Origin of the sequence: Sphingobium sp. B11D3A, assembly GCF_025961695.1 — a bacterium.
Classification (GTDB): domain Bacteria; phylum Pseudomonadota; class Alphaproteobacteria; order Sphingomonadales; family Sphingomonadaceae; genus Sphingobium.
The window spans coordinates 1,149,490-1,167,194 of the sequence record NZ_JAOQOE010000001.1 but is presented as its reverse complement, the minus strand read 5'-3'; the positions used below and the strand labels follow the sequence as shown (position 1 = coordinate 1,167,194).

The 17,705-nt window shown below is 65.2% G+C and carries 18 protein-coding genes and 1 pseudogene; 10 read left to right on the top strand and 9 right to left on the bottom strand.

Going from position 1 to position 17,705, the window contains the following annotated elements:
• Window positions 1–41: 41 nt before the first annotated feature.
• From M2332_RS05550 to M2332_RS05520, 7 genes and pseudogenes are all read left to right on the top strand, one after another.
• The gene (locus tag M2332_RS05550) at window positions 42–743 is read left to right on the top strand and encodes an NAD-dependent deacylase (RefSeq protein WP_264573281.1); all 702 of its coding nucleotides are present in this window, start codon (window positions 42–44) and stop codon (window positions 741–743) included.
• Between the two features lie 57 nt (window positions 744–800).
• Window positions 801–1,478, top strand: a complete 678-nt coding sequence (locus tag M2332_RS05545; protein ID WP_319801479.1) for an MBL fold metallo-hydrolase — start codon at window positions 801–803, stop codon at window positions 1,476–1,478.
• A gap of 229 nt (window positions 1,479–1,707) precedes the next feature.
• Window positions 1,708–1,887 carry a 50S ribosomal protein L32 gene (rpmF, locus tag M2332_RS05540; RefSeq protein WP_264570885.1) on the top strand — a complete coding sequence of 60 codons (180 nt, stop codon included), beginning with the start codon at window positions 1,708–1,710 and terminating at the stop codon, window positions 1,885–1,887.
• 22 nt (window positions 1,888–1,909) lie between these two features.
• The gene (plsX, locus tag M2332_RS05535) at window positions 1,910–2,956 is read left to right on the top strand and encodes a phosphate acyltransferase PlsX (RefSeq protein WP_181560212.1); all 1,047 of its coding nucleotides are present in this window, start codon (window positions 1,910–1,912) and stop codon (window positions 2,954–2,956) included.
• Window positions 2,953–3,924, top strand: a complete 972-nt coding sequence (locus M2332_RS05530; protein ID WP_319801478.1) for a beta-ketoacyl-ACP synthase III — start codon at window positions 2,953–2,955, stop codon at window positions 3,922–3,924. Before plsX ends, M2332_RS05530 begins: the two co-directional genes overlap by 4 nt.
• Window positions 3,925–4,080: 156 nt before the next feature.
• A complete protein-coding gene (locus M2332_RS05525; protein ID WP_264570883.1) occupies window positions 4,081–4,377 on the top strand; it encodes an integration host factor subunit alpha in 297 nt (98 codons plus the stop codon).
• A gap of 85 nt (window positions 4,378–4,462) precedes the next feature.
• A pseudogene (locus M2332_RS05520) lies at window positions 4,463–4,693 on the top strand (MerR family transcriptional regulator); the annotation flags it as partial.
• A 285-nt stretch (window positions 4,694–4,978) separates the two neighbouring features.
• On the opposite strand, the gene M2332_RS05515 reads toward M2332_RS05520, so the two are convergent.
• The 3 genes from M2332_RS05515 to M2332_RS05505 are packed head-to-tail and all read right to left on the bottom strand — an operon-like array spanning window position 4,979 to window position 9,753.
• Window positions 4,979–5,530 carry a SixA phosphatase family protein gene (locus M2332_RS05515; RefSeq protein ID WP_264573280.1) on the bottom strand — a complete coding sequence of 184 codons (552 nt, stop codon included), beginning with the start codon at window positions 5,528–5,530 and terminating at the stop codon, window positions 4,979–4,981.
• Window positions 5,527–8,325: an ATP-dependent DNA helicase gene (locus M2332_RS05510; RefSeq protein ID WP_264573279.1), complete on the bottom strand. Its 2,799-nt coding sequence runs from the start codon at window positions 8,323–8,325 to the stop codon at window positions 5,527–5,529. Before M2332_RS05510 ends, M2332_RS05515 begins: the two co-directional genes overlap by 4 nt.
• 54 nt (window positions 8,326–8,379) lie before the next feature.
• Window positions 8,380–9,753: a PLP-dependent aminotransferase family protein gene (locus M2332_RS05505; protein WP_264573278.1), complete on the bottom strand. Its 1,374-nt coding sequence runs from the start codon at window positions 9,751–9,753 to the stop codon at window positions 8,380–8,382.
• An 89-nt stretch (window positions 9,754–9,842) separates the two neighbouring features.
• Between M2332_RS05505 and M2332_RS05500 the strand changes: the two genes are divergently transcribed.
• Both M2332_RS05500 and M2332_RS05495 read left to right on the top strand, forming a co-directional pair.
• Complete coding sequence (locus M2332_RS05500) at window positions 9,843–10,283, top strand: DUF983 domain-containing protein (protein WP_413715978.1); 441 nt, start codon at window positions 9,843–9,845, stop codon at window positions 10,281–10,283.
• A complete protein-coding gene (locus M2332_RS05495; RefSeq protein WP_264573276.1) occupies window positions 10,280–10,492 on the top strand; it encodes a hypothetical protein in 213 nt (70 codons plus the stop codon). Before M2332_RS05500 ends, M2332_RS05495 begins: the two co-directional genes overlap by 4 nt.
• A 12-nt stretch (window positions 10,493–10,504) precedes the next feature.
• On the opposite strand, the gene M2332_RS05490 is transcribed toward M2332_RS05495, so the two are convergent.
• The gene (locus tag M2332_RS05490; RefSeq protein WP_264573275.1) at window positions 10,505–10,864 is read right to left on the bottom strand and encodes a PilZ domain-containing protein; all 360 of its coding nucleotides are present in this window, start codon (window positions 10,862–10,864) and stop codon (window positions 10,505–10,507) included.
• A 179-nt stretch (window positions 10,865–11,043) separates the two neighbouring features.
• On the opposite strand from M2332_RS05490, the gene M2332_RS05485 reads away from it, so the two are divergent.
• Complete coding sequence (locus tag M2332_RS05485) at window positions 11,044–12,645, top strand: lysine--tRNA ligase (RefSeq protein ID WP_264573274.1); 1,602 nt, start codon at window positions 11,044–11,046, stop codon at window positions 12,643–12,645.
• 44 nt (window positions 12,646–12,689) lie between these two features.
• Here the strand turns inward: M2332_RS05485 and M2332_RS05480 are convergent, their stop codons facing one another.
• The 5 genes from M2332_RS05480 to M2332_RS05460 all read right to left on the bottom strand — a co-directional run bounded on the left by M2332_RS05480 (window position 12,690) and on the right by M2332_RS05460 (window position 17,680).
• Window positions 12,690–13,136: a hypothetical protein gene (locus M2332_RS05480; RefSeq protein ID WP_264573273.1), complete on the bottom strand. Its 447-nt coding sequence runs from the start codon at window positions 13,134–13,136 to the stop codon at window positions 12,690–12,692.
• A 141-nt stretch (window positions 13,137–13,277) separates the two neighbouring features.
• The gene (locus tag M2332_RS05475) at window positions 13,278–15,110 is read right to left on the bottom strand and encodes a DUF885 domain-containing protein (protein WP_264573272.1); all 1,833 of its coding nucleotides are present in this window, start codon (window positions 15,108–15,110) and stop codon (window positions 13,278–13,280) included.
• 185 nt (window positions 15,111–15,295) lie between these two features.
• On the bottom strand, window positions 15,296–15,736 hold the full coding sequence (locus M2332_RS05470; protein WP_264573271.1) for an RcnB family protein: 441 nt from the start codon (window positions 15,734–15,736) through the stop codon (window positions 15,296–15,298).
• A gap of 161 nt (window positions 15,737–15,897) precedes the next feature.
• Window positions 15,898–16,587, bottom strand: a complete 690-nt coding sequence (locus M2332_RS05465) for a 2OG-Fe(II) oxygenase (RefSeq protein ID WP_264573270.1) — start codon at window positions 16,585–16,587, stop codon at window positions 15,898–15,900.
• A gap of 148 nt (window positions 16,588–16,735) precedes the next feature.
• Window positions 16,736–17,680, bottom strand: coding sequence for an RcnB family protein (locus M2332_RS05460; RefSeq protein ID WP_264573269.1), 945 nt, complete (start codon window positions 17,678–17,680; stop codon window positions 16,736–16,738).
• Window positions 17,681–17,705: the final 25 nt, after the last annotated feature.

Sequence of the window (17,705 nt, the reverse complement as noted above, 5' to 3'; positions counted from 1 at the left end):
ATCCGCTTTGACTTTCTGAAGCCGTGGCTTTCCGAAACGTCATGACGGAACGTGGTAATATCGTCATCCTCACCGGCGCCGGCATCTCGGCAGAAAGCGGCTTGGAGACCTTCCGCTCGGAGGGTGGCCTTTGGGCGCAGCATCGGATCGAGGATGTCTGCACGCCTCAAGCGCTGGCGCGCGATCCTGCGCTGGTCCATCGCTTCTATGATATGCGTCGCGCCGCGTTGGACCGCGTTGAGCCCAATCCCGCGCATGAGGCGCTCGCCCGGCTGGAAGCGCATTGGCACGGCGAGCTCCTGCTGGTCACGCAGAATGTCGATGATCTCCACGAGAGGGGCGGCTCGCGCAACCTCCTCCATATGCATGGCGCGTTGAACAGCGCGCTGTGTGCCGCCTGCGATCATCGTCTGCCGTGGACCGGTCTTCTCCCGCCTGCAGCGGCGTGCCCTATCTGCGGCGCGCGCGACCTACGGCCCGACATCGTGTTTTTCGGAGAGATGCCTTATCAGATGGCCCGGATCGAAGCGGCGCTGGCCCGTGCCGATCTGTTCGTGTCGATCGGCACGTCGGGCGCTGTCTATCCGGCCGCCGGGTTCGTCCGCATGGCGCAGGCCTACGGCGCGCGCACGCTGGAGCTGAATCTCGAACCGTCAGAAGGCAGCGCCTGGTTCGACGAATCCCGCCTCGGCCCCGCGAGCCAGCTGGTGCCGGCATGGGTCGAGGAGATGCTGGCGTCCTGAACGGCGCTGCCCCGCGCAACCCTTGCGCCGGGCGGGTTCGACTGCCAGATCAGGCTCATGACTGCCGATCCCCAAAATCCGCCGATGCGCGCCGCGATGATCCCGGTGACGCCGCTCCAGCAGAATTGCTCGCTCATCTGGTGCACCAAAACCATGCGGGGCGCGTTGGTCGATCCCGGCGGGGATCTGGCGCGGCTCAAGAAGGCGGTGGCGGATGCCAGCGTAACGCTGGAGAAGCTGCTCGTGACGCACGGTCATATCGATCATTGCGGGCAGGCCGGCGTGCTCGCCAAGGAATTGGGCCTGCCTATCGAGGGGCCCCATGAGGATGATCGCTTCTGGATCGCGCGGCTGGATGATGACGGCAAGCGCTGGGGCGTACCCGGCGAGCCGTTCGAGCCGACGCGCTGGCTGGTCGATGGGGACACGGTCACCGTCGGCGAGCTGGTGCTGGATGTCATCCATTGCCCCGGCCACACGCCGGGTCACGTCGTGTTTCATCATGGCCCGTCAAAGCTCGCCATTGTAGGCGATGTCCTCTTTCAGGGCTCCATCGGCCGCACCGATTTTCCGCTTGGCAATCATGGGGATCTGATCGCCTCGATTACGCGCAAGCTCTGGCCGCTGGGTGGTGAGACCATCTTCGTGCCGGGCCATGGCCAGCCCAGCAGCTTTGCGCATGAGCGGGCAAGCAACCCCTTTGTGGGCGACAGCATCACGGGCGTGCGCGACTGATGGCGCGATGCGGCCTTCCTATCACCCAATGTCCGGTCTGGTCCCGCAAGCGCCCAGTTTGTCCAATGAATCGGTTGCACCATCAGGAAAAAGCGCTATAGGCGCTCACTCTCGCGAACGCCCGGCTCTCGGTTGGCCGCGGTCCTCTGTGGCCGCCAAGACGCCTTTGCAGGCGGCCAGGCAAGCGAACCCGTTATTGATGTTTTGCGTTTTTTAGACAGGTGCCCTCATGGCTGTCCCAAAGAGAAAAACTTCGCCGTCCAAGCGCGGCATGCGTCGCAGCCATGACTCGCTGCGCGTGGAATCCTATCAGGAATGCCCCAATTGTGGTGAGCTGAAGCGCCCCCACAATCTGTGCACCGCTTGCGGGCACTATAACGGCCGCGAAATCATCGCGATCGGCGCCTGAGGCCCGACCGGGGAATCATGCTGTGAAGACGCCGCGGATCGCGATTGATGCGATGGGCGGTGACGAGGGCGTCCGCGTGATGATCGCGGGCGTTGCCTTGGCGCGTCGTCGGCATGAAGGGCTGCAATTTCTGCTCTTTGGTGACGAGACGCGGATTCGTGCCGCGCTCGCCAACCACCCCAATCTCTCGCAAGCCGCTGAAATCGTTCACACCGACAAGGTGGTGAACGCGGGCGACAAGCCCAGTCAGGCGATCCGCCAGTCACGCCAGAGCTCGATGGGCTTGGCGATTCAGGCTGTGAAGAACGGCGAGGCGCAGGCTGCCGTCTCCGCCGGCAATACCGGCGCGCTGATGGCGATTGCCAAGCTTGCCCTGCGCACGCTGCCGGGGATCGACCGGCCCGCCTTGGCTGCATTCCTGCCCACGCTGGGCGACAATGATGTCGTCATGCTCGATCTCGGTGCGAACACCGAGTGCGACGCGCGCAATCTCGTCGAATTCGCGGTCATGGGCGCCGCTTATGCCCGTGTCGTGCTCGATCTCGAGATGCCGCGCGTGCGCCTGCTCAACATCGGCACCGAGGATTTGAAGGGCACTGACGAAATTCGCGATGCCGCTGCGGTCCTTCGCAAGGGTATTGGCCTGCCGCTCCGCTTCGATGGTTTCATCGAGGGAGACAAGATCGGCTCGGGCGATGCGGATGTGATCGTCGCCGAGGGCTTTGCCGGCAATATCGCGCTCAAGACGGCCGAAGGCACCGCCCGGTTCGTAACCGACGTGCTGCGCCGTGCCTTTACCAGCTCGTTGCGCTCCAAGGCCGGTTTCCTGCTCTCCAAGCCGGCGCTGCACCTGCTCAAGGTGCATCTTGATCCTAACAATCATAATGGCGCCGTCTTCCTCGGCCTCAACGGCATGGTGGTGAAGAGCCACGGCAGTGCCGACGAGAAGGGCATCGCCAATGCCGTCCACGTCGCCGCGCGGCTGGTGGAGGAAGATTTGAGTGCCCGCATCGCGCAGGACATCGCCCGCGTTGGGCCTATTGGAAAAGAGGAACTGGTCGCCAAATGACCTTGCGGTCCGTGATCGAAGGGACCGGGTCCGCCCTGCCCCGGCGCCGTGTCGACAATCATGAGTTGGCGCAGACAGTGGACACGAGCGACGAGTGGATCGTCGAGCGGACCGGCATTCATGCTCGCCATCTCGCCGGGGAGGGCGAAACGACCTCCACGCTCGCGGTCGAGGCGGCGCGCAAGGCTTTGCAGGCGGCAAATGTCCCGGCCACCGAGGTCGATCTCATCATTCTGGCGACGACGACGCCCGATCAGACCTTCCCGGCGACGGCCACGCGCGTTCAGACCGGTTTGGGCATCAATGATTGCGTCGCATTCGACGTGGCAGCGGTATGCTCGGGCTTTCTGTACGCGCTGACTGTCGCGGACAACATGATCCGTGGCGGCGCGGCAAAGACCGCGCTGGTGATCGGCTCGGAGACGATGAGCCGGCTGCTCGACTGGGAAGATCGCGGCACCTGCGTGCTGTTCGGCGATGGTGCGGGCGCCGTGCTGCTGCGCGGGCAGGATACCGATGAGGAGACCGGTCGGGGCATTCTCGCCAGTCGCCTCCACGCCGATGGCCGGCATAACTGCCTGCTCCATACCGATGGCGGCGTCTCGACCACGGGAACGGTCGGCAAGCTGCGGATGAAGGGGCAGGACGTCTTCCGCCACGCGGTGGTCAACCTTGCGCAGGTTCTCCGCGAAGTGCTGGAGGCGGCCGATATCGCGGTCGAGGATATCGACTGGGTGGTGCCGCATCAGGCCAATGCCCGCATTCTCGATGCCACGGCGCGCAAGCTCGGGCTGGAAGCGGAGCGGGTGATCGTCACCGTCGATCAGCATGCCAACACCTCGGCCGCGTCGGTCCCGTTGGCGCTCGATACCGCCGTGCGGGACGGGCGCATCAAGCGGGGCGAACTCCTCGTGCTTGAAGCGATGGGCGGCGGCTTCACCTGGGGCGCGAGTGCTCTGCGGTTTTAGTCCGTGTTCTGATAATCTTATTTTTCAATAATATCGCGAAATAACTGCGGCTTGTTTCGATTCTTGCCGATTGCATTGTAAGAGTTTCTGCCGCAGAGACGGCGATGTGGCCTGTTGGGGGACAGGGCGCGCTTGGTTTCGTTATTTGGGGGCGAAATGAGTTCAGAAGACACGTTGACCCGCGCTGAGATCGCTGATCGGCTCAACCGCCAGATCGGCCTCTCGCGGTCTGAATCCGCACAGATTGTCGAGCAGGTGCTCGATCTTGTGAGTGAGGCACTTGAGCAAGGCGAGAATGTCAAAATTTCCGGTTTCGGGACGTTCGTGCTGCGCGACAAGAACGAGCGCGTCGGGCGCAATCCGAAAACTGGTGTCGAGGTACCGATCACGCCGCGTCGGGTTCTCACCTTCCGGCCGAGCCAGACGCTGCGCGAACGCGTCGCGGGCGCCTGAATATCTCACGGCTGACTGTCGCGTGATGGGCTCGTGCGGTCGGTCGCGGATTGACCCGCGCGCGTATCTCGTTGCAGAATAAGGCATGGCCAAAGATGACGGCGCGTTTCTGACGATTGGAGAGCTTGCTCGTGAACTGGGCGTGGCGCAGCATATCTTGCGCTACTGGGAGACCCGGTTCTCGCAGCTTCGTCCGCTCCAGCGTTCTGGTAATCGCCGCTATTATCGGCCGGCTGACGTGGAACTTGCGCGTCGGATCCATCGACTGTTGAACGAGGAAGGCTTTACTGTGCCAGGTGCGCAGCGGGCCTTGGCCGGCGTGCGCAAGGCGGCGTCGGCGCCTTCCTTCCATGAGGCAGATGCGGCGCAACCCGCCGAGCGGGTCGTGCGAGCCGCTGCGCAGGCACCGAGCGACGAGCGCTCCAGTCCGGCACGGACCGCAATGGACGACCTGTTTTTGGGGGCGGGCGTCGATCAGCCGATCCGCCCGCGCGCGCCGGACTCGCCGGACATCTCCACGGTGATCGCAAGGCTGAGGGTGATCCGCAACAATCTCGAGGAGGCGCTCAACCCCGGTTGAGCGGCCTGCCGGTGATGCGAATCAGCGCTGATCCGGCCCCAGACTCGGATCCAGATCGCGTGGCCGTACAAAGGCTTCAAGCGTCGCCGCATCAGCGAATCCGCTGGCGAGGTCCGCCCAGCCCGCCACATCGAAGGTCAGCACGGCCATGGCGGCGGTCGGAAATTTCGTTTCGACGGATGCGCGCAGTCCGGCCAGCCGCTCTTGGCCGCTGGCCGTCAGGATGAAATCCTCAAGGCCGGGACTGTGGGCGGCCAACAGAACCGAGGCCCGGTCCGGCGCGGTTTCGCTCAGCACCTCTGCTATGGTTCCGGCAGAAGCCAGATAGAGCCGCATGTCCCGCATGGGTTCGGGGCAGGGGCCATAAGCGTCGCGAAAACGCGCCAATGTCTGCGTCACGCGGACGGCGGGCGATGCCATGATCGTCTCGAAGGTCACGCCGTGACCGGCGGCCCATTGGCCCATCACGGCCGCCGCGCGTTCGCCGCGGCCGTTCAGCCCGCGGTCGAAGTCGCGCAGCGCGGCATCGCTCCAGTCGGACTTGGCATGGCGCAGAACGATAACCGTCTTCATTCCTTGGTGGACACCCTAGTCTCATAAGATCCGTCCAGCGGTCTCTGCCCGATATCGGCCGAGGAACCAAGGCGTGAGCGCACGCGAGCGATGGCTTCATCGAGCGGAATGCGCAGGATGGGGACATCGGCTGGGAAAGCACTCAACAACCGGCTGGGCATGGCCGAGGAGAGCATCACGAACTGGCCGCTGTCGTCACCCCGGCGGATCAGCCGCCCGAATGCCTGGGCGAGGCGGGCGCGGACCAGCCGATCATCATAGGCGGTCGGCTCACCACTGGCCTGCCGCCGCGTTGCGTGCAGCACTGAAGGTTTGGCCCAGGGCACGCCTTCCATCACCACCAACCGCAGCGAATCGCCCGGCACGTCGATCCCGTCACGCAGCGCGTCCGTGCCGAGCAGGGAGGCGCGCGGATCGTCCCGGAACATGTCGATCAGGGTTGCCGGGTCGAACGGGTCGACGTGCTGCGCATAGAGCGGCAGGCCGGCACGGGCGAGCCGATCGGCAATGCGCTTCTGCACGGAGCGCAGCCGGCGAATGGCCGTAAACAGTCCCAGCGTCCCGCCGCCCGCCGCCTCGATCAGCCGGGCATAGGCGCCGGCCAGCGCGGGCAGATCGCCGCGCTTGATGTCGGTGACGATCAGCACTTCGCTCTGCCGCGCATAGTCGAAGGGGCTGGCCGCCTCGAACCATTTAGGCGCGCGCCCCAGATGCACCGCGCCCGATCGCTCGACGGCCGTCTGGGTATCGCCGCCGGCCCGCAGTGTCGCCGACGTGACGAGCACGCCATGGGCCGGCCGCATCACCGTCTCGGCCAGGGGCTTGGTCGGGTCCAGCCAGTGGCGGTGCAGGCCGATGTCATATTCCTTGCCCTCGACGCGATCCACCGCCAGCCAGTCGACAAAGGCCGGCTCGGGCGGCCCGCCGACGCGCAGCAGGAGCGCAATCCAGGCGCGCAGCAGATCGCACCGCCAGCCAAGGGCGGAGATCGCGCCATCGATGCGCGCGCGTGCCGGGCCATCCAGCCAGTCCGGCGCCAGCTCAATGACGGCGACGAGGCGCTTGCCCAGCCGCTGGAGCGGCCCCAGCAGCGCCTCCAACGCGCGCGCGGCATCCGTGGCAGCATCGATCAGTGCGCCGTCCGCTTCGCTCAGGTCCACTTCCAGCCCATAGCCCGGATCGGTGTCGCGTCCGTCCCGTTCGGCGCGGGCGTAGACGGTGTCGCGCACGGCGGCGAGCACCGCCTCGATCGCTCCCTCGGCGCCATGCTCGACGACGCGGCGCAGCCAGTCCTCGCCCGGCAGGGCGCGAGCGGCTTCGCGTGCGGCGTCGAGGGCCTCGGCGCCTTCCTCGTCATAGCTTGCGACATCGGAGAGACGGGCGGCGAGGCCCCGCCGGCGGCCCTTGCGCTCGCTTTCCGGCCCCATGATCCAGCGCCGCAGCTCGATCGCCTCGCGCCCGGTGAGTGCCGCGCCGAAGGTCGAATCCGCTGCATCGAACAGATGGTGCCCCTCGTCGAAGACGATCCGGGTCGGCGTGCCTTGGGCTTCCCGCCCGCGCGCAGCGTTGATCATCACCAGCGCGTGATTGGCGATCACAATGTCCGCATTCTGGCTGGCGCGGGTCGCCCGTTCGATGAAGCAGGTGCGGAAATGCGGGCAGCCTGCATAGATGCACTCGCCGCGCCGGTCAGTGAGCGCTGTCGCGCCCGCGCGGCGGAACAGGGCCATCAGCCAGCCCGGCAGATCGCCCCCGACCATATCCCCGTCGCGCGTATAGCCCGCCCAACGCGCCACGAACTGCGCCAGCACCGCCGCGCGCCCGGCGAAGCCGCCCTGCAGGGCATCTTCCAGGTTGAGCAGGCAGAGATAATTCTCCCGGCCCTTACGGATGACGACATGGCGGCGGAAGGCGGCATCGTCCGGATAATGGCGCCGGGTTTCGCGGTCGAGCTGGCGTTGCAGGGCCTTGGTGTAGGTGGCGATCCACACCGTCCCGCCGGATTGCTCGGCCCATAGCGTCGCGGGCGCGAGATAGCCGAGCGTCTTGCCGATGCCGGTGCCGGCCTGAGCGAGCACGACATTGGGCGTATCTTCACGCGGCCGGGGCGCGAAGCTGCCGGACGCGGCGGCGGCGAAATCGCGCTGGCCCTGCCGCGTTTCGGCGCCGCTGCCGGTGAGGCTGCGCAGGCGCGCCAACACATCCGCCTCGCCGAGGGTCACCGGGCGCGGGGCAGGGCGGGGCGCCTGCTCCTCCCATTGCGGCAGGCGCGTGAACAACCATCGCTCGGCCTCAGCCGGTTGACGAATGCGCGGGCGCAGCAGCGGCGCCCAGCTCCACCGCAGCCGCTCGAGCTGATTGAGGCTGGTCCAGGCGCCTTCACGTTCCGCCCAGTCGGCCCGCTCGGTCCAGCCGAGCATGGAGCTGGCAATCTGCGGGATGAGCCGGGCCGTCTCGGCATCGCTGGCCGGCGGCGCCAGACCCATGGCCCGGGCCAGTCCTGCGACGGTGGGAATCACGAATTGGGCGGGGAAGAGGAAGGCAAATAGCTCCAGCAGGTCGAGGCCAGAGAGATCCGCATAGCCCAATCGCGATCCCAGCAGCGGCGCATTGACAAGCAGCAGCGGCGTATCTGCGGCGCGCGCAAGGGCCTGGCCGCGACCAAGCCCGATGGTCTGCTCGCCGCTGCCATCGGTCAGCCAGATGCCGGCATGGCTGGCATGGAGCGCCGGTGGCAGGCCCGGCAGGATCGGATCGGATGGGGACACCCGGCAGCCATAGCGTGCTTGGTCCATAAGGGGAACGCGCGTTCGGTCATTTTACCGCATAACCGCCCGCCGGGGTCGGGCTCAGCGCACCAGTCGGTCCCGGAGGTGCCGCAGCGCACGTTCGATTGCCCCATGGTCGAGCGCGCCGCCGACGGACAGACGCATATGCGTGGACGAGTCATCTTCAACGGCGAACGCACTGCCGGCCACGGCAGAAAGGCCCATGCCGCCTAACACACCGATCAGCGCGTCGATATCCGGCGCCCGTCCGCTGGTATCGCGCAGGTCCAGCCAGAGATGGTAACCCTCGGGCTGCATCCGGTAGGGCAGGCCGCCGAGATGGCGCGTCACGAGCCGGTGCCGCGTGACCGCTTCCGCCCGCACGCCATCGATCAGCGCACCGAACAGCCCCTCGCGCAGCCAGTGGCTGACCAGAGCGACGTTCAGCGGCGGCGCCATCACGGCACTGTCGCCCAGCGCCGCGCCCAGTTGCAGATTCTGCTCTGCGGAGGGCGCGCGAACATGCGCGACGCGCAAGGCCGGCGAGATGAGCTTGGACGTGCCGGCGATATACCAGCTTTGCACCGGGATCAGCGCCGCGCAGGGCGGATGGGCGGCGCGGCAGAGCTGCCCATAGGCGTCGTCCTCGATCAGTGTCGCGCCATGGGTGACGATGACGGCGGCAATCTCCTCCCGGCGCCGCAATCCCATGGTGATGCAGGTGGGATTGTCATTGGTGGGCGTGAGATAGACTGCGCGGGCGCCCTCGCGCAGGGCAGCGTCCAGCGCATCCGGTATCAGCCCATCATCATCGACATCGACGGGCGTGAGCACCAGCCCCCGCCGCCGCACCAGCGCGATCATGCCGGGATAGATGAACGGCGCACAGCACAGGCGGTCGCCCGGCTCCAAGATGGTGTGGACCAGCCCGTGCAGGGCATGTTGGGCGCCTGCCGTAATGGCGATCTGGTCCGCCTCGCTCGGCAAGCCGAGCGCCGCCAGCCGCTCAGCCCCCTGCGCGCGGTCCGCGATGTTGCCGAGGCTCGGCTGATACTGGAGGATCGGGGAATGGCGACCGGCGCGCAGCAGGCTGGCCATGCCATGGTGGATCGCCTGTGGCAGCAGGTTGAAGCCCGGCTGCGGTGGCACATTCATGCCCCGGTCGCTCGCGGTTTCGCCAAAGCGGGGCAGGGCAATGTCATTGCGCACGAAGCTGCCGAGCTTCCCGGCGCCTTCGATCAGCCCGGCCTCGCGCACCAGCGTGTAGGCGCGGGTGACCGTCGTCAGGTCCACGCCGAGCTGCGCGGCCAGATCGCGCTGCGCGGGGAGGCGTTCTCCGGGTCGCAACTCGCCGGAGTGGATCGCGCCGCGGAGGGCATCGGCAATGGCCGCATATTTTGGTCCATGGTCCGCGCGGAATTTCTCGGCGCGGATCAGGGCAACCCAGTTCTGCATGGCAAGCGCCCGCTTTATGTATGGTAGGATGATGCCTACATATCGCCTATCTGATTGCCAAAGGAAATGGAGCAATCGCCGTGTCTAACCTGACCACGCAAGAGCAAGAAAACGGGCCTCGGCATGACCCCGTGCGCACCGGGTTGCGCGGCCGCTGCCCACGCTGCGCGCAGGGCCGGCTATTTAAGGGATTCCTGACGATCCGCGACTCCTGTGAGGTCTGCGGGCTCTCATATGATTATGCCGAGCCGGCCGATGGCCCCGCTTTCTTCGTAATCTGCTTCGCCTGCGTGCCGGCAGTCGTTTTCGCGCTCGTGCTGCAGGTAAAAGCCGACCCGCCGCTGTGGATGCATCTGGTCACCACCCTGCCGCTGGTGTTGGCCACCTGCATCCTGCCGTTGCGGCCGCTCAAGGGCTGGCTGATCTGCAGCCAGTATTTCTTCAAGGCGCGGGAAGGGCGGGTGTCGCAACCCTGGCACCCTTATGGCGCGGATGGCCCGCTGGTGGCCCCTTCAGGCGACCGGCCGTGACGACTGCCCCCATCGATTTGGCCCGCAAGGCCGCAGCGCAGCATCTGCGCGAGAGCGGCTTTGCCGAAGAGGCTCAGCGCGTGGTGACGGGCGAGGGTGATGATTTCGTGGAAGTTAGGCTCGCGCTTGCTCTGCTCAAGATTCTCCAGCCAGAATCCGGCCCCCCGGTCCGGCGCCACGGCCGGCGGCTCGTCGGCGAGGAATGTTGAGGTAGGCCGAATTCAGGCGAGGCGGCGCCCGAAACCGCGAATTGGGCTAGCGCTGGCATCCGCGAAGGCCGCACTTTCCGCGAAAAGGGCTGATCGGGCCAGTTCGAGATGCTGATAGAGCGCGCCATCCCTTAGCGGGAAAATGAATCGGCAGCCGGTGCGGTCAACCTCATGCCAGATGGACTGGGCATAGATCGTCTCGCTCATATAATCGATCTGGAAGCGTGTGCCTTCGCTCAGGCTGCATCCTGAAATTAGGCCGCCATCTTCGGTCAGGTCCACCAAGGTGGCCTCCTGCACGTCGAGCACGGTCGTTATGATAACAGGAACTTGGACGCAGACGCGCTGCGGCCGGTCGATCTTATGGTCCACGGTGAGACTCCCACACAAGCCCACCCGATTCTCCCCTCCCCAGGGGTTTTGCGTCTCCGGCGGACGTTCACGATGTCTTACACCAATTGGTAAAATTTTCGTTTCGTCGCATTTCTGTTTTTTGCTCTCCGGCCTTTTTGGTTGTTGCGCGCGCGCTCTTGGCGCTAGAGGCTCGCCGCATGACTGATGCTGATTATGCCGCTCAACTGCGGGAGGCCGCGAAGGTCTCCAAGGCCTGGCCCTATGAAGAAGCGCGCAAGCTGCTCAAGCGCTATCCGCAGGGCAAGCCCGGCGATGCGCCGATGCTCTTCGAGACCGGCTATGGCCCGTCGGGGCTGCCGCATATCGGCACGTTCAATGAGGTGCAGCGCACCACCATGGTCCGCCACGCATATGAGGAAATGACCGGTGCGCCCACGCGGCTCATTGCCTTCAGCGATGATATGGACGGGCTACGCAAGGTGCCGGACAACGTCCCCAATCAGGCCATGCTGACCGAACATCTCGGCCGCCCGCTGACGCAAGTGCCCGATCCGTTCGAGAAATATGAGAGCTTCGCGCATCACAATAATGCGATGCTGCGCGCGTTTCTTGATCGCTACGGGTTCGATTATGAGTTCGTCTCCTCGACCGACATGTATCGCGGGGGCCAGTTCGATGACGCCCTGCGCAACGTGCTGCGCAACTATCAGGCGATCATGGACATCATGCTGCCCACGCTGCGCAAGGAGCGGCAGGCAACCTATTCGCCGGTGCTGCCGATCAGCGCGAAGAGCGGCATCGTGCTGCAGGTGCCGGTCGAGGTGGTCGATGCCGATGCCGGGATCGTCCGCTTCGAGGACGAAGGCGAGACGATCGAACAGAGCATCCTCTCCGGCGGCGCCAAGCTGCAATGGAAGGTCGACTGGGCGATGCGCTGGGTGGCGCTCGGCGTCGATTACGAGATGGCCGGCAAGGATCTGATCGACAGCGTCACGCAAAGCTCAAAGATCGCTCGGGCGCTCGGCGGACGCCCGCCCGAGGGCTTTAATTACGAGATGTTTCTGGACGAAAAGGGAGAGAAGATCTCCAAGTCCAAGGGCAATGGCCTCAGCATCGAGCAGTGGCTGACCTACGGCTCGGAAGAGAGCCTGGCCTTCTATATCTATCGCGAGCCCAAGGCGGCCAAGTCGCTGCACATCGGCGTCATTCCGCGCGCGGTCGATGATTATGAGCAGTTCCGCTCCGCCTATGCCACGCAGGCCGTGGACAAGCGCCTCGGCAATCCCGTCCACCATGTCCATGGCGGACAGGTGACGGACGATCCGCTGCCGGTGACCTATGGCCTGCTGCTCAATCTGGTCGGCGTCATGGGCGCCGATGCGACCGAGCATCAGGTGTGGGCCTATCTGCGCAACTACGCGCCCAATGCCTCGGTGGAGCGCTATCCGCGCGTCGCCGGCCTCGTGCGTAATGCGCTGGCCTATAATCGCGATTTTGTCGCCCCCACGCTCAAGCGCCGCGCGCCGGAGTCCAACGAAGCGCTGGCGCTGCGCGAACTGGATGCCCAGCTCGCCGCTTTGCCGGACGACGCCTCGGCTGAGGACATCCAGAATATCGTCTACGAGATCGGCAAGGACCCGCATTACGGCTTCGAGCAGCTGCGCGACTGGTTCAAGGCACTCTATGAGACCTTGCTCGGCGCCCAGCAGGGGCCACGCATGGGCAGCTTCATCGCGCTCTATGGCATTGCAAACAGCCGCAAGCTGATTGCCCAGGCGCTGGATCTGGCAGCCGCATAATCGGTAGAACGGGGGGCAAGCTACCCCTCCAGCTTTCCCCGCGTTCAGCAGCCGCATCGGTTCTCGGGGCGATGCGGCTGCAATTGCGCGGACCGGATGGCCGCCACGGCTGCGACGGTCTGGTGAAAGAGGAAATGCGTGACATCGCAGGGCAGCGTCTCGCGCAGCAGGCGCGTGGCCTCCGCCTCGTCGCCCTGGATCGCCGTCAGCGCCAGATCGCCAAGCAGCGCCTCGTCAGGGCTGAGCGACATCGCGCAGGGTCGATGCACGAGGAAATGTTCGGGCCAGCCCTCCTGCAATCCCCGCACGAGCAGAATGACGCGCCGGGCGGCATCCATGGACCGCAAGCGGACGGCGAGGTCCGGCACAGGATCACGGCCTGACTGGCCGTAGATAATGCACAGCCGCGCGGCCATGATGAGGTGCATGGCCGTCAACGGAAAGGACCGCAGGTCCCGAAAGGCGAAAAGAGCGGATAAATCCCTGGTCATGGCGACCCCTTCCAGCAGAATGAACGCTGGCAGGATATGCTATTGCGAACGAATTGCAATAGTGATTGAGGCCGATGTCAGAGTCAATCCCGGTGGCTCTCGCTTGGGCGGGGCCACCGGGTGCACTCAGGGCACGGCTGATTACCGAGCCTTGGCGTGAGCGATCCAGTCGTCGATCTTGCGCTCCAGCACGCTCATCGGCAGCGCGCCGGTCATCAGCACCTGATCGTGGAAGGCCTTGACGTCGAACCGGTCGCCAAGCGCCGCCTGCGCCTTCTTCTTCAGCCGCTGGATGGTCAGCGCGCCGATCTTGTAGGAGAGGGCCTGGGCTGGCATGGCGATGTATCGCTCGACCTCGGCGGTGGCGTCCGTCTTCCCCATCGAGCTGTTGTCGAGCATGTACGCAATGGCCTGATCGCGGGTCCAGCCCTTGGCGTGGATGCCGGTATCCACCACCAGCCGCATCGCACGCAGCATCTCATCGTCGAGATGGCCCATGCGCTGATACGGGTCTTTGAACAGGCCGAAATCATAGCCCAGCGTCTCGGCATACAGCGCCCAGCCTTCAACATAAGCCGTGTTGCCGCCGAAGCGGATGAAGTCGGGCAGGCTGGCATTTTCCTGCGCGAGGCTGATCTGGAAGTGATGGCCCGGCGCGCCTTCGTGCAGATAGAGCGTCGTCATGCCGGGAATGCTGCGGGAGGGCAGGTCATAGGCGTTGAAGTAGAACACGCCGGGGCGCGTGCCATCGGGCGTGCCATTCTCGTAGGAACCGCCAGCCTCGAACTTCTCGCGGAATTCGGGATAGGGCCGGATTTCCAGCTTGGCCTTGGGCAGCGTCGAGAACTGGCTCGGCACCTTCTCATCAACGATCTTGCCGATGCGGTAGAATTCTTCCGTCATCCACTCGCGGGACTTGGGGTGAAATTCCGGGGCCTCGCGCAAATGGGTGAAGAAGGCGCCGAGGGTGCCCTTGAATCCCACTTCGTCCCGCACCTGCTCCATCTCGCTGCGGATGCGCGCGACTTCCGAAAGGCCGAGATTGTGGATATAATCCGGCGTGAGCGGCAGCGTCGTCATGCTCTTGACCAGCGCGGCATAAAGCTCCGCGCCACCCTTCATGGCGCTGAGGCCGACGCCCTCGCGTGCCACCGGCAGATAGTCCGCTTTCAGGAAGTCGCGCAGCCGCTTCTGGGCGGGGTTGATCTCGTTGATCAGTGCATCCCGATAAGCCTTGGTCAGCCGCTGCCGGTCAGCCGGCGCGATGTCCTCGGGAAAATCCTTCACCGGCTGGTAGAAGGGCGACTCGTCCACCGGCTGGGCCAGCAGGGCGTCGAGCTGCGAGATCGTATTGCCGATGGTCAGCTTGGTCTCGACAACGCCGCTCGCCATGCCCTCGCGGAAGCGGCCGATCGCGCGGTCGAGATAGCGCACATAGTCCTTGTGGCGCTTGAGGTTGTTCTCATAGTCGGCGAGCGTCTTGAACGGCGCCGCGCCCTTGCCGGACGACAGGGTCGGGTAGAAGGTGTGCAGCCCCGTGAAATGATTGATCGGGATGACCGCGCTGATGTTGACCAGCGGAGGGCTGAGCTTCGTCAGCTTGTCCTGCACTTCCCACTCGAACACATCATAGGCGATCTTGTTCTGGGCGTTCAGCCGGTCGCGGTTGACGGCATGGAGAGCGGCGAGATTGTCCTGCGCGATTTTGCGCTCAGTCGCGAAATAGGCGTCGCTGATATAATCGCCCATGCGGTCGGCATGGCGCATATCACCCCGAAACAGCGCGTCGAGCGGGTTGTTGGCGAGCGTGGCCTCGTTGGCGCGGGCGAACAGCGCGGTCAGGCGTTGATCCTCGCTCGAGGCGGTCTGACCGGCGGGTTGCGCCGCAGGCGTCTGGGCCAGCAGGGGCGTGGCAAAAGCGGTGGCGGCAAGCAGCAACGAGAGGCTGCGGGTAAGGCGCTGGGCGCGGAACATGGGAAGTCCTTTCCGGGAAGGTCGATCAGAAGATCGCATGCATGGATGCGTAGCGCCGCGCGCTGTTCATCACAACGCTCGACCGGCTCGTTTCGTCGCGGGGAAGCATGCTCAGGCGCATAAAAAGGGCCGCGCCGAATGTCGGCGCGGCCCTCTTCATTCTTATCCCGAGAAGGGAAGCGTGATCAGCGGTAACGGAAGGCGTTGTGGATCACCTTCACGACCCTGCCGGTGCGCGTATTCACGAGCAGTGCGTCGTCATAATGGCGTACCCAGACCTGGTTCGCACGGGGGGCATCCCAGTGGAAGCGGCGCCAGTCATTCACGACATAGTTGCGGCCGTAATAGGCGGGCCGGATGGTGACGCCTGCCTTGAAGCTCTGATATTTGAACGGGGCCGCGCGCCACGGGCGCTCTCGATTATAGTCGCGCACCTCGCGCTGATAGTCCCAGCGGGCGCCGCGCAGGTCACGCTTGGCATCGCGAACATCGCGACGGGCGTCGTTCACGTCGCGACGAGCTTCCCGCACATCCTGCCGGTCCTGGGCGTGATAGGGCTGGGCCATCGCGGTGGTGGGGATGAGGGTGAGGGCTGCAAGCCCGCCGAGCAGAAACTTTTTCATCATGTGACACTCCTTTCAGTGCCGGCCAGGCGCCTCGTTCTGCGGCCTTGGTCGCCTGATCCTTATCGGCTCGACGGGCTGAATGGCGCGCGAACGCCTGTGTCAGCTTTCGCTCATAAGTGTCGCAATTTGTCTGAGGTTCCCACGCGTGGCGGAGCGCGGAGTCAGGGCTTGTTACGCGGTTCCCACGGGCGCTCGCGATACCAGCGGGTCACGACATATTTGGCGCCTTTGGCAACGGGCAGGGCCGCATGCAGCGTATCGTAATTGGGGCTGCCGTCCGCGGTCATATTGTTCCAGATGAGCAGCGTGCCGGTGCGGGGCGGGATCGTTACGCCCAAGCGCGGAAACTGCGTCTCGCCCCCCGCTTGGACGTCGCACAGATAGGCCATCGCCGTCCAGCAGCGTTGTCCGCCGGTCGCCCGCATCGCCGGCCAATAGTGCACCTTCGCGGGGAAATAATCGCAATGCAGCTGATATTGCTGGGACTCGTAATAACGCTGGCCCTGCAGCAGCTCGCCATAGTCGCCTTCGATGCCCATCAGCGCGTCGATGCGCTTCGTCACCGCGACCACGAGTGGATCGTAGATGTCGAGATTGCAGCTGCTGCTGGTGCGGTACCCCGACTCGGTGCCGGAAAACAGCTTGGAGGGTTTGCACCCGGCATCGATCTTGCCGATCAGCTCGGTGCATTCCTTGGGCGTCACCAGCCCGTGGCGCAGGAACATCTCGGCCCGCTCGGTCTGCACCCGGCTGATCATCGGGTTGCGGGAGAGGCGCTGGCGCACGCGGACGCCGATCTCCGCGCGGGCTTGCGAGGGAAGTTCCGCGTCATCTGGCCAATTTTGCTTCATGCCTGTCTCCTGCCATCCCGATCCCGGGCTTAGCAAGGGGAGGCGGTGCGCCCGCACCCAAAAAAGGACCGGCCCCTGCCGAAGCGGGAACCGGCCCAGTCTTTCCTGAAGGCCGCTCAGGAAGGGCTTGGTGCGGGCTCCGACCCGCTCACCAGAAGAAGTCGTGGATCACATCGACGACATAGCCGTCGCGGGTGTCGACCAGCAGCGCATCGTCATAATAGCGCACCCAGCGCAGCGAGCCGTAGACGGGCGGCAGGCGGTACTCGTAGGGATCGCTGATCCAGTAATTCCGCCCAAACAGCATGTCGTTCAGGTAGATGCCGATCGAAAAGCGGCGGTAGCCGTAGTTCCAGCCATAGGGCGCGTAATAGGTCGGCATCCTGTAGACCGAGCGATACTGCGTACGGTAGCGTTGCCAGTCATAGCGCCGGTCGTTGCGCCAGCGATTGTCCCAGCGGCGCTGGTCGGCCCAGCGTTGGCGCTCGTTCAGGCGCTGCCGCTCCCAGTCGGCGCGGTCCCGGCTGGTGCTGTCATTGCGTCGCCAGTCATTGTCGCGGCGACCATCCCAGCGGCGCGCGTCGTCGCGGTCTCGCCAGTCGGTGCGGTTGCCATCCCGATTGGCCTGCTCGCGCCGACGTTCCCATTCGGCGCGGTTCTCGGCCTGCTGGCGGCTATCGTCACGCCAGTTGGCATTGTTCCGGCTGGTGTCATTCCAGCTGCGCGGCTGATCCCGGGGACGCTCGCGCTGCTCGGGCCTGTCGGGCCGTCCGGCCTGGTCGGGTGCGCGACGGTCCTGCCAATTGGGGCCGGGCGCATCGGACGGCGCGACGCGGGTCGTGGTCACCGTAGCGGGCGCGCGCTGCTGCGGAGCCGGCTGCGGGCGCATGCCGTCCCCACGCGACGGTCCACCGCGCTGTCCCGACCAGTCACGCCGGCGATCGCCGCCACCCTGCCGCGGTGCAGATTGCTGCTGCTGCTGGTTCTGGTTGCGGATCCAGTCGCCCCGGTTGGCGCTGCGCTCCTGCGCAGCAACCGGCGCGGTGGCCAGCATGGTGGAAGCCAGCAGGCCGAAGGTCAAAAGACGGCTCATCGTGGTTACATCCTCAAAGCAGGCG